Source organism: Pseudomonas sp. BN102, from assembly GCF_029871245.1.
Lineage (GTDB): Bacteria > Pseudomonadota > Gammaproteobacteria > Pseudomonadales > Pseudomonadaceae > Metapseudomonas.
In genome coordinates this window covers 24,929-35,934 of sequence record NZ_SSON01000070.1, presented here as the reverse complement: position 1 = coordinate 35,934, position 11,006 = coordinate 24,929, and the positions used below count along the sequence as shown (strand labels likewise).

Genomic DNA, 11,006 nt, shown 5'->3' with positions numbered 1-11,006 from the left:
CGCAAACCGGAGCCAGCGCCGGACAAGGGACCGGCCCTGGCGGCCGCCAGCAGCCCCGCTGCACCGGCACCCGTCAAGCCGGCCGAATCGGCCGATCCACTTTTCCACGATACCGACATTCTCGATATCGACATCCTCGACGAAGACCAGGACCTCCTGGGATTGGAGCAAGCCCCCGCCATGACCAGCATCGAACAGATCGCCCCCAACCTACCCGCCAGCATCTTCCGCGCGTACGACATCCGCGGCGTGGTCGGCGATACCCTCACCACCGAAACCGCCTACTGGGTAGGCCGCGCCATCGGCTCGGAAAGCCTGGCCCGCGGCGAACCCAATGTCTCGGTCGGCCGCGATGGCCGCCTCTCCGGCCCCGAGCTGGTCCAGGCGCTTATCCAGGGCCTGGTGGATTGCGGCTGCCAGGTCACCGACGTCGGCATGGTGCCGACCCCAGTGCTCTACTACGCGGCCAACGTGCTGGCCGGCAAGTCCGGCGTGATGCTCACCGGCAGCCACAACCCGCCGGATTACAACGGTTTCAAGATCATGGTCGCCGGCGAGACCCTGGCCAACGAGCAGATCACCGCCCTGCACACCCGCATCAAGGACAACGACCTGGCCAACGGCGTCGGCAGCGTCGAAGCGGTAGAAATCCTGGATCGCTACTTCCAGGAAATCCGCGATGACATCGCCATGGCCAAGACTATGAAGGTGGTGGTGGACTGCGGCAACGGCGTGGCTGGCGTGATCGCCCCGCAGCTGATCGAAGCCCTGGGTTGCACCGTGATCCCGCTCTACTGCGATGTCGACGGCACCTTCCCCAACCACCACCCGGACCCGGGCAAGCCCGAGAACCTGGAAGACCTGATCGCCAAGGTCAAGGAAGAGAACGCCGACCTGGGCCTGGCCTTCGACGGCGACGGCGACCGCGTCGGCGTGGTGACCAATACCGGCTCCATCATCTACCCCGACCGCCTGCTGATGCTGTTCGCCAAGGACGTGGTATCGCGCAACCCGGGCGCGGACATCATCTTCGACGTCAAGTGCACCCGTCGCCTGACCTCCCTCATCAGCGGCTACGGCGGCCGTCCGGTGATGTGGAAGACCGGTCACTCGTTGATCAAGAAGAAGATGAAGGAAACCGGTGCGCTGCTGGCCGGCGAAATGAGCGGCCACATCTTCTTCAAGGAGCGCTGGTACGGCTTCGACGACGGCATCTACAGCGCCGCGCGCCTGCTGGAAATCCTCAGCCAGGAAAAACGCGACGCCGAAACTGTGTTCTCGGACTTCCCCAAGGACGTCTCCACTCCGGAAATCAACATCACCGTCACCGACGAGAACAAGTTCCGCCTGATCGAGCGCCTGCAACGCGAGGCCAGCTGGGGCGAAGCCAACCTCACCACCCTCGATGGCGTGCGTGTCGATTATCCGAAGGGCTGGGGCCTGGTCCGCGCCTCCAACACGACCCCCGTGCTGGTGCTGCGCTTCGAGGCCGACACCGAGGAAGAGCTGGAGCGCATCAAGCAGGTGTTCCGCAGCCAGCTCACCCTCATCGCCCCTGAACTCAATTTGCCGTTCTGATCCGTGTCACTGGAGCCCAGCATGACCCTCAGCCTCGACGCTGCTTCCCAAGTCGCCCAGGTCCTGTCCGAAGCGCTGCCCTATATCCGCCGCTTCGTCGGCAAGACCCTGGTGGTCAAGTACGGCGGCAACGCCATGGAAAGCGACGAGCTGAAGGCCAGCTTCGCCCGCGACGTGGTGCTGATGAAGGCCGTCGGCATCAATCCGGTGGTGGTGCACGGCGGCGGCCCGCAGATCGGTGACCTGCTCAAGCGCCTGTCCATCGAGAGCCACTTCGTCGACGGCATGCGCGTCACCGACGCGCAGACCATGGACGTGGTGGAGATGGTCCTGGGCGGCCAGGTGAACAAGGACATCGTCAACCTGATCAATCGCCACGGCGGCAGCGCCATTGGCCTGACCGGCAAGGACGCCGAGCTGATCCGCGCGAAGAAGCTCACCGTCACCCGCCAGACCCCGGAGATGACCCAGCCGGAGATCATCGACATCGGTCACGTGGGCGAGGTCGCCAGCGTCAACACCGACCTGCTGAACATGCTGGTCAAAGGCGACTTCATCCCGGTGATCGCGCCGATCGGCGTGGGTGCCAATGGCGAGTCCTACAACATCAACGCGGACCTGGTGGCCGGCAAGGTGGCCGAGGCGCTGAAGGCCGAGAAGCTGATGCTGCTGACCAATATCGCCGGCCTGATGGACAAGCAGGGCAAGGTGCTTACGGGCCTGTCCACCGAGCAGGTCAATGACCTGATCGCCGACGGCACCATCTACGGCGGCATGCTGCCAAAGATCCGCTGCGCGCTGGATGCGGTGCAGGGCGGCGTGAACGCCGCGCACATCATCGACGGCCGCGTGCCCCACGCCGTGCTGCTGGAGATCTTCACCGACAGCGGCGTCGGCACGCTGATCACCAACCGCAAGCGTTCCTGAACCCGAGCGACACCCAGACAGGCCAGAGCGATCCGGCCTGTTCTTTTTCGAGGAACCCGGCATGGCCAACCTGCCCCGCGAAGTTTTTAGCTTCTTCCATGGCCTGCGCGTGCGCTGGGCTGAGGTGGACCCGCAAGGCATCGTCTTCAACGGCAACTACCTGACCTACGCCGATGTCGCCATCACCGAGTATTTCCGCAGCCTGGAAGTGGCCTATCCAGCCGACCTGCTCAAGGACGGCGGCGACTTCTTCGCGGTGAAGACCCTGCTGGAATACCTGGCGCCGGCTCGCTTCGACGACCTACTGGAAATCGGCGTACGGGTCAGCCGCCTCGGCGGCGCGAGCATGGCCTTCGAGCTGGGTATCTGGCGCGGGGGCGAACAGCTCACCTCGGGCGAGGTGGTCTACGTGCATGCCGATGCCGACAACCGCAAGAGCCTGCGGCTGCCAGACTGGCTGAGGGAACGGGTGCGCGGCTTCGAGCGGTGCGCACCAGCGGGCTGTTGAATACAGTCTGCTAGCGGGTGCCGCCGAGAAGCCTGGCCAGACGCGCGCGGTCGGCGGCGAAGCTGTTCTTCGCGGCCTCGCGATCCCGCTCGTAGCGGGCGATGTCCTTCTCCAGACGCTTCTGTTCTTCGCGCAGGTTGTCGATCTGCGCCACCAGGTGGGCCGGGACCTCGCGTCCGGCCCGTTCGTTTTCGGCCGCCTGGCTCTGCAGATTGGCCTGCTGGGTACGCAGCGACTGCTGGTTGCCGCGGGCAACGCCGATCAGGCCATCCAACTCGGCCAGCTTGCGCTCCAGGGCGCGATCGACATCCTCGACACTGGTGTAGAGCCGCAGCAACTGGGCATCGGAACTGGCCCGAGCCTTTTCATCCAGCTGCCGCTGCATCTCCTCGCGACTGGGCGCCGGCGGTATCACGCGGATGACCCGACCCTGCTCGTTGAGCACCTCATAGCCCTTGCCGATGAACTCCGGCGGCACGCCCTGGCGATCCAGTACGGTCACGCCCTTGTCGTCGACGTAGCGATACAACTCCGCCGCCCCGGACAGCGCGGGCAGCAACAACCCCAGCAACACGCAATGGCGGAGTGCAGGCGGTTTCAGCATGAGGACTCCCAGCCCCGAATGGTCAGATACCGAAGTTGGCGCGATAGGCTTCCACGGCCGGCAGGTGCTTCTTCAGCTCGGCGTCGCCGGCCAGGTACTCCAGTACCTGCTCCAGGGACACGATGCTGACCACCGGCATGCCGAAGTCACGCTCTACTTCCTGTATAGCCGAGAGTTCGCCCTGGCCGCGCTCCTGTCGGTTCAAGGCGATGAGAACGCCGGCCGCCCGGGCATCCTGCGCCTGGATGATCTGCATCACTTCGCGGATGGCGGTACCGGCGGTGATCACGTCATCGATGATCATCACGCGACCCGCCAGCGGCGCGCCCACGAGGGTGCCGCCTTCGCCGTGGTCCTTGGCTTCCTTGCGGTTGAAGCACCACGGGGTGTCAATCTGATGATGCTCGGCCAGCGCCACGGCGGTGGCGGCGGCCAGCGGGATACCCTTGTAGGCCGGGCCGAACAGCACATCGAAAGGAATGCCGCTATCGACCACTGCAGCCGCATAGAATCGGCCGAGCTGGGCGAGGGCGAGACCGCTGTTGAACAGGCCTGCATTGAAGAAATAGGGGCTGGTACGCCCGGACTTGAGAGTGAACTCACCGAAACGCAGTACTCCGCGCTCGATGGCAAAGCGAATGAAATCGCGTTGGTACGCCTGCATGAAAAGCCTCGGACGGCACGGATTTAGCTAAAAAGAAAGAGCTCGGGTATCATACACGCACGTGTTTTTGGGGGCCATTTATGCGGATCATCAGTGTGAACGTGAATGGTATTCAAGCCGCGGCCGAGCGAGGTCTCCTCAGCTGGCTGCAGGCTCAGAATGCCGACGTGATCTGCCTGCAAGACACCCGCGCCTCCGCCTTCGACCTGGACGACCCTGCCTTCCAACTGGATGGTTATTTCCTCTACGCCGGCGATGCCGAAGTGCCCACCCAAGGTGGTGTGGCGCTCTATTCGCGGTTGCAACCCAAGGCGGTGATCTGGGGACTCGGCTTCGAGTCCTGCGATCGATACGGACGCTATCTGCAGGCAGATTTCGACAAAGTGAGCATCGCCACCCTGCTGCTGCCTTCCGGGCAGGGCGGGGACGAGAACCTGAACCACAAGTTCAAGTTCATGGACGACCTCACCCATTATCTGAACAAGCAGCGCCGCAAGCGCCGCGAGTACATCTACTGCGGCTCGCTCTACGTCGCCCACCAGAAGCTGGACGTGAAGAACTGGCGCGACTGCCAGCAACTCCCCGGCTTCCTGGCGCCCGAGCGTGCCTGGATGGATGAGGTGTTCGGCAACATGGGCTACGTCGATGCGCTGCGCGAAGTCAGCCGCGAAGGCGACCAGTACAGCTGGTGGCCGGACAGCGAGCAGGCCGAGATGCTCAACCTCGGCTGGCGCTTCGACTACCAGGTGCTCACGCCTGGCTTGCGTCGTTTCGTGCGCAGCGCCCGCCTGCCGCGTCAGCCGCGCTTCTCCCAGCACGCGCCGCTGATCGTCGACTACGACTGGCTGCTGAGCGTCTGATCGAGGCAGAAAAAAGCCGGCTTTCGAGCCGGCTTTTTCGTTTCTGCGGTCGTGTCGGTCGCTACTTCACCAGCCGCCAGCAGAAGGGATAGCGATAGGCCTGGCCTTCGTTGGCCTTGATTCCGGCGATGATGGTCAGCACCAGTGCACCGATGCTCACCAGCCCGAGCAGAGGGAAGCCGATCACCACCAGCATCAGCAGGAAGCACAGCACCACCGCCAACGCCACGGTGATCTGGAAGTTCAGCGCTTCCTTGCCCTGGGCGTCGACAAAGGGGTCCATGTCCTTCTTGATCTGCCAGACGATCAGCGGCCCCAGCAGGTTGCCGAAGGGAAAAACCAGGCCGAGGAAGGCGGAGAAATGGCAGAACATCGCCCATTGCCGTACTTCCCGGTTCGGCTCCTGATATTGAGTCGGTTCGTCCATGTCGCCTCCCTCGCTCGGGGTTTTGTCAGTCGGCCAGGGCGGCGCGCTGCAGTTCGAAGAGTTCGTTCAGGCCCTTGCGCGCCAGATCCAGCATGGCGGTCAGCTCTTCCGGCTGGAAGGGCGCGCCTTCAGCGGTGCCCTGGACTTCGATGAAGCCGCCGGCATCGGTCATGACCACATTCAGGTCGGTCTCGGCGGCAGCGTCTTCCAGGTAGTCCAGGTCCAGCACCGGCTCACCCTGGAAGATGCCCACGGATACGGCGGCCACCATCTGCTTCAGCGGATCGCCCTTCAGCGCGCCACGCTTCTTCAGCACCTTCAGCGCGTCCACCAGGGCCACCATGGCGCCGGTGATGGAGGCGGTGCGGGTGCCGCCGTCGGCCTGGATCACATCGCAATCCAGGTAGATGGTGTTCTCGCCCAGCTTGGTCATATCCAGCGCCGCGCGCAGCGAGCGGCCGATCAGACGCTGGATCTCCAGGGTGCGGCCGCCCTGCTTGCCACGGCTGGCCTCGCGCTGGTTACGCTCGCCGGTGGCGCGCGGCAGCATGCCGTACTCGGCGGTCAGCCAACCCTGCCCCTGTCCCTTGAGGAAGCGTGGCACGCCGGACTCGACGCTGGCCGTGCAGATCACCTTGGTATCCCCGAACTCGACCAGCACCGAGCCTTCGGCATGCTTGGTGTAGTTGCGGGTGATGCGGATCGAGCGCAGTTGATCAGCTACGCGGCCACTGGGACGTTTCATCGGGGCTTACCTGTTCGGGAGAAATCTGCCCGCCATTATAGAGGCCCGGCGCCACGGGGGACATCGCCGCGTTGGGAGGCGCGACCCGCCTGGGCTACAATCGCCTCCTTTGATCGACGAAACCGAGAGGAAACCCCATGGTGCACAGCATGACCGCCTTCGCCCGCGTCGAACGGGCCGGCCCCTATGGCACCCTCAGCTGGGAACTGCGCTCGGTCAACCATCGCTACCTCGAACCCCATCTGCGCCTGCCGGAGGCCTTCCGCGACCTCGAAGGTCCTGTGCGCGACGCCCTGCGCCAGGGCCTGTCCCGCGGCAAGGTGGAATGTACACTGCGCCTGGCCGAAGAAAATGCCGGCAAGCCCCTGCAGGTGGACCGCGACCGCGCCAGCCAGTTGATCCAGGCTGCCGAGAGCGTTGCTGCGCTGATCCAGCAGCCGGCCCCGCTCAACCCCCTGGAAGTCCTCGCCTGGCCGGGCGTGCTGGTGGCCGATGCCGCCGACCCGCAAGCCCTGAACAGTGCCGCCCTGGAAGTCTTCGCCCAGGCCCTGGACGAGCTGAAGAAAGGTCGCGCCCGCGAAGGCGCCGATCTGGCCCGGCTGCTTAATGAGCGCCTGGATGCCATGCAGGGTGAGGTCACCGCCCTGCGCGCGCTGGTCCCGCAGATGCTCGCCGCCCAGCGGCAGAAGATCCTCGACCGATTCAATGAGATGAAGGCCGAGCTGGATCCCCAGCGCCTGGAACAGGAAATGGTGCTGCTGGCCCAGAAAAGCGACGTGGCGGAGGAACTGGACCGGCTCGGCACCCATATCGGCGAAGTCCGTCGCGTGCTCAAGGCCGGCGGCGCCGCCGGTCGGCGCCTGGACTTCCTGATGCAGGAACTCAACCGAGAGGCCAACACTCTAGGGTCCAAGGCATTCGACCCGCGCAGCACCCAGGCCGCGGTCAACCTCAAGGTGTTGATCGAGCAGATGCGCGAACAAGTCCAGAACATCGAGTAAGAGATTTCCCCATGACTGCCACCCCCGGCACCCTGTACATCGTTTCCGCCCCCTCCGGCGCCGGCAAGACCAGCCTGGTCAAGGCCCTGATCGACGCCGAGCCGAATATTCGCGTCTCCGTCTCCCACACCACCCGCGGTATGCGCCCGGGTGAAGTGGACAGCGTCAATTACAACTTCGTGACCCGCGAAGAGTTCGTCCACATGCTCGAACACGGCGACTTCCTCGAGCATGCCGAGGTCTTCGGCAACCTGTACGGCACGTCCCAGCGCTGGGTACAGCAGACCCTGGCCGAAGGCCATGACCTGATCCTCGAGATCGACTGGCAAGGTGCCCAGCAGGTCCGTCACCTGATGCCCCAGGCCAAGTCGATCTTCATCCTGCCGCCGAGCCAGGAGGCCCTGCGCCAACGCCTGAACAACCGCGGCCAGGACAGCGACGAGATCATCGACCGGCGCATGCGCGAAGCGGTCAGCGAGATGAGCCACTACGTCGAGTACGACTACCTGGTGATCAACGACGACTTCGCCACTGCCCTCGATGACCTCAAGGCCATCTTCCGCGCCAACCAGCTGCGCCATGGAGCCCAACAGGTTCGCCACGGCGCCCTGCTGGCCCGCCTGCTGGCCTGACGAAAACCCTCTCTATCACGCCGATAACTGGCGGCCGGGCCGACCATGGCCCAGACTCCAGCCAGGGAAGCGCCAAAAATCGGCGCTTCCCTTAATGCTGGCGATTTTTTAGACTATTCAGTCCGCTCGCCCATTCGGGCAAAGCATCCGCCATCCATTTCTGTGCTACGAGGAACACCATGGCCCGCGTTACCGTTGAAGATTGCCTGGACAACGTCGATAACCGCTTCGAGCTGGTCATGCTCGCCACCAAGCGTTCCCGTCAGCTGGCCACCGGCGGCAAAGAGCCCAAGGTAGCCTGGGAAAACGACAAGCCGACCGTTGTCGCCCTGCGCGAAATCGCCGCCGGCCTGGTCGACTATGACGTCATCGCCCAGGAAGACATTGTTGAAGAAGAACCGCTGTTCGCCGCATTCGAGGACGAGGCCAACGAGGCCCTCTGAATCCATGCCTGGTCGACGTCGCACGACGCAGGGTCATGAAGGTCGGCAAGGAGTGAAACCTTGCCGAGCATAGACGCCCTTGCCGAACGACTTTCGACTTATCTCGGCGCTGACCAGGTCAACCTGGTGCGCCGAGCCTACTTCTATGCCGAGCAGGCTCATGACGGGCAGCGCCGCCGCAGCGGCGAAGCCTACGTCACCCATCCGCTGGCCGTAGCCAACATCCTCGCCGACATGCACATGGATCATCAGAGCCTGATGGCCGCGATGCTGCATGACGTGATCGAGGACACCGGCATCGCCAAGGAAGCCCTCAACGCGCAATTCGGCGAGACCGTCGCCGAGCTGGTGGACGGGGTCAGCAAGCTGACCCAGATGAACTTCGAGTCCAAGGCCGAGGCCCAGGCCGAGAACTTCCAGAAGATGGCCATGGCCATGGCTCGCGACATCCGCGTGATCCTGGTCAAGCTGGCCGACCGCCTGCACAACATGCGCACCCTGGAGGTGCTGTCCGGCGAGAAACGCCGGCGCATCGCCAAGGAAACCCTGGAAATCTACGCGCCCATCGCCAACCGCTTGGGCATGCACAGCATGCGCGTGGAATTCGAGGACCTGGGCTTCAAGGCCATGCACCCGATGCGCTCCGAGCGCATCCGCGCCGCCGTGCGCCGGGCCCGCGGCAACCGCAAGGAAATCGTCAACAAGATCGAGGAATCGCTGACCAACTGCCTGCGCCGCGAAGGCATGGAAGGCGAGGTCATCGGCCGCGAGAAGCACCTCTACAGCATCTACAAGAAGATGCGCGGCAAGCGCCGGGCGTTCAACGAGATCATGGACGTCTATGCCTTCCGCATCATCGTCGACAAGGTCGACACCTGCTACCGCGTGCTCGGCGCCGTGCACAACCTGTACAAGCCGCTGCCCGGACGCTTCAAGGACTACATCGCGATTCCCAAGGCCAACGGCTACCAGTCGCTGCACACCACCCTGTTCGGCATGCACGGCGTACCCATCGAGATCCAGATCCGCACCCGCGAGATGGAAGAGATGGCCAACAACGGCATCGCCGCCCACTGGCTGTACAAGTCCGCCGAGGACGACCAGCCCAAGGGCACCCACGCCCGCGCCCGCCAATGGGTCAAGGGCGTACTGGAGCTACAGCAGCGTGCCGGCAACTCCCTGGAATTCATCGAGAGCGTGAAGATCGACCTCTTCCCCGACGAGGTCTACGTGTTCACGCCCAAGGGCCGCATCATGGAGCTGCCCAAAGGCTCCACCGCGGTCGACTTCGCCTACGGCGTGCACACCGATGTCGGCAACACCTGCATCGCCTGCCGCATCAACCGCCGCCTGGCGCCGCTGTCCGAACCGCTGCAGAGCGGCGAGACGGTGGAGATCGTCACCGCGCCTGGCGCCCGGCCGAACCCGGCCTGGCTGAATTTCGTGGTCACCGGCAAGGCCCGCACCCATATCCGCCATGCCCTGAAGCAGCAGCGCCGCTCCGAGTCCATCAGCCTGGGTGAGCGCCTGTTGAACAAGGCCCTGGCCGGCTTCGAGAGCCATCTCGACAAGATCAGTGCCGAGCGCGTCCAGGCCGTCCTTGGCGAATACCGCCTGGACGTGATCGAAGACCTGCTGGAAGACGTCGGCCTCGGCAACCGCATGGCCTACGTGGTCGCCCGCCGCCTGCTGGCCAGCGACGGCGAGCAGCTGCCGAACCCGGAAGGTCCGCTGGCGATCCGCGGCACCGAGGGCCTGGTGCTGAGCTACGCCAAGTGCTGCACGCCGATCCCCGGCGACCCGATCGTCGGCCACCTGTCCGCCGGCAAAGGCATGGTGGTGCACCTGGAAAGCTGCAAGAACATCGGCGAAATCCGGCATAACCCGGAGAAATGCATCCAGCTGTCCTGGGCCAAGGACGTCGCCGGCGAATTCAACGTCGAACTGCGCGTCGAGCTGGAGCACCAGCGCGGCCTGATCGCCCTGCTGGCCAGCAGCGTCAACGCCGCCGACGGCAATATCGAGAAGATCAGCATGGACGAGCGCGATGGCCGCATCAGCGTGGTCCAGCTGGTGGTCAGCGTGCACGACCGCGTGCACCTGGCCCGCGTGATCAAGAAGCTGCGCGCGCTCAAGGGGGTGATCCGCATCACCCGCGTGCGGGCGTAGCCGACCCCTCAAGAGACCCAAGGAGTTCCCATGAGCAAGACCGTCATCAGCAGCGACAAGGCCCCCGCCGCCATCGGCACCTACTCCCAGGCGATCAAGGCCGGCAACACCGTCTATCTGTCCGGCCAGATCCCGCTGGACCCCAAGACCATGGAACTGGTGGAAGGCTTCGAAGCGCAAACCGTGCAGGTATTCGAGAACCTGAAGGCCGTGGCCGAAGCCGCTGGCGGCTCCTTCAAGGACATCGTCAAGCTGAACATCTTCCTCACCGACCTGTCCCACTTTGCCAAGGTCAACGAAGTCATGGGCCGCTACTTCCAGCAGCCCTACCCGGCTCGTGCCGCCATCGGCGTCGCTGCCCTTCCGCGCGGCTCCCAGGTAGAAATGGACGCCATCCTGGTCCTCGAATAAGAGACTCTCCCGCCATGGGCCGTCTGGCCCGTGGTGT

General features: G+C 64.3%; 13 protein-coding genes. 9 read left to right on the top strand and 4 right to left on the bottom strand.

Annotated features, from left to right (window positions below; all coding sequences use genetic code 11):
- The first annotated feature begins 180 nt into the window (after positions 1 to 180).
- From algC to E8F12_RS16385, 3 genes are all read left to right on the top strand, one after another.
- On the top strand, positions 181 to 1,578 hold the full coding sequence (gene algC, locus E8F12_RS16395; RefSeq protein WP_280326515.1) for a phosphomannomutase/phosphoglucomutase: 1,398 nt from the start codon (positions 181 to 183) through the stop codon (positions 1,576 to 1,578).
- A 21-nt stretch (positions 1,579 to 1,599) separates the two neighbouring features.
- Positions 1,600 to 2,505, top strand: a complete 906-nt coding sequence (gene argB / locus E8F12_RS16390) for an acetylglutamate kinase (RefSeq protein ID WP_280326289.1) — start codon at positions 1,600 to 1,602, stop codon at positions 2,503 to 2,505.
- Positions 2,506 to 2,566: 61 nt separating this feature from the next.
- Positions 2,567 to 3,013, top strand: a complete 447-nt coding sequence (locus E8F12_RS16385; protein ID WP_280326288.1) for a thioesterase family protein — start codon at positions 2,567 to 2,569, stop codon at positions 3,011 to 3,013.
- 10 nt (positions 3,014 to 3,023) lie between these two features.
- On the opposite strand, the gene E8F12_RS16380 is transcribed toward E8F12_RS16385, so the two are convergent.
- Both E8F12_RS16380 and pyrE read right to left on the bottom strand, forming a co-directional pair.
- Positions 3,024 to 3,617, bottom strand: a complete 594-nt coding sequence (locus E8F12_RS16380) for a DUF4124 domain-containing protein (RefSeq protein WP_280326287.1) — start codon at positions 3,615 to 3,617, stop codon at positions 3,024 to 3,026.
- Between the two features lie 22 nt (positions 3,618 to 3,639).
- Entirely contained in the window at positions 3,640 to 4,281 is a 642-nt protein-coding gene (gene pyrE / locus E8F12_RS16375; RefSeq protein ID WP_280326286.1) for an orotate phosphoribosyltransferase, read from the bottom strand.
- Between the two features lie 80 nt (positions 4,282 to 4,361).
- On the opposite strand from pyrE, the gene E8F12_RS16370 reads away from it, so the two are divergent.
- Positions 4,362 to 5,141: an exodeoxyribonuclease III gene (locus tag E8F12_RS16370; RefSeq protein WP_280289145.1), complete on the top strand. Its 780-nt coding sequence runs from the start codon at positions 4,362 to 4,364 to the stop codon at positions 5,139 to 5,141.
- Positions 5,142 to 5,202: 61 nt separating this feature from the next.
- Here the strand turns inward: E8F12_RS16370 and E8F12_RS16365 are convergent, their stop codons facing one another.
- Both E8F12_RS16365 and rph read right to left on the bottom strand, forming a co-directional pair.
- Positions 5,203 to 5,568, bottom strand: coding sequence for a DUF4870 domain-containing protein (locus tag E8F12_RS16365; RefSeq protein WP_280291967.1), 366 nt, complete (start codon positions 5,566 to 5,568; stop codon positions 5,203 to 5,205).
- A 25-nt stretch (positions 5,569 to 5,593) separates the two neighbouring features.
- Entirely contained in the window at positions 5,594 to 6,313 is a 720-nt protein-coding gene (gene rph / locus E8F12_RS16360; protein ID WP_280326285.1) for a ribonuclease PH, read from the bottom strand.
- A 137-nt stretch (positions 6,314 to 6,450) separates the two neighbouring features.
- Between rph and E8F12_RS16355 the strand changes: the two genes are divergently transcribed.
- The 5 genes from E8F12_RS16355 (at position 6,451) to E8F12_RS16335 (ending at position 10,969) form a co-directional block, all read left to right on the top strand.
- Positions 6,451 to 7,314 (top strand): YicC/YloC family endoribonuclease, encoded by an 864-nt coding sequence (locus E8F12_RS16355; protein WP_280326284.1) that lies wholly within the window; start codon positions 6,451 to 6,453, stop codon positions 7,312 to 7,314.
- Between the two features lie 11 nt (positions 7,315 to 7,325).
- Positions 7,326 to 7,946, top strand: a complete 621-nt coding sequence (gene gmk, locus E8F12_RS16350; protein ID WP_280326283.1) for a guanylate kinase — start codon at positions 7,326 to 7,328, stop codon at positions 7,944 to 7,946.
- Positions 7,947 to 8,125: 179 nt separating this feature from the next.
- Positions 8,126 to 8,389, top strand: coding sequence for a DNA-directed RNA polymerase subunit omega (rpoZ, locus tag E8F12_RS16345; RefSeq protein WP_016495387.1), 264 nt, complete (start codon positions 8,126 to 8,128; stop codon positions 8,387 to 8,389).
- A 60-nt stretch (positions 8,390 to 8,449) separates the two neighbouring features.
- Positions 8,450 to 10,558 (top strand): bifunctional GTP diphosphokinase/guanosine-3',5'-bis pyrophosphate 3'-pyrophosphohydrolase, encoded by a 2,109-nt coding sequence (gene spoT / locus E8F12_RS16340; protein WP_280326282.1) that lies wholly within the window; start codon positions 8,450 to 8,452, stop codon positions 10,556 to 10,558.
- 30 nt (positions 10,559 to 10,588) lie between these two features.
- Positions 10,589 to 10,969, top strand: coding sequence for a RidA family protein (locus E8F12_RS16335; protein ID WP_280291972.1), 381 nt, complete (start codon positions 10,589 to 10,591; stop codon positions 10,967 to 10,969).
- Positions 10,970 to 11,006: the final 37 nt, after the last annotated feature.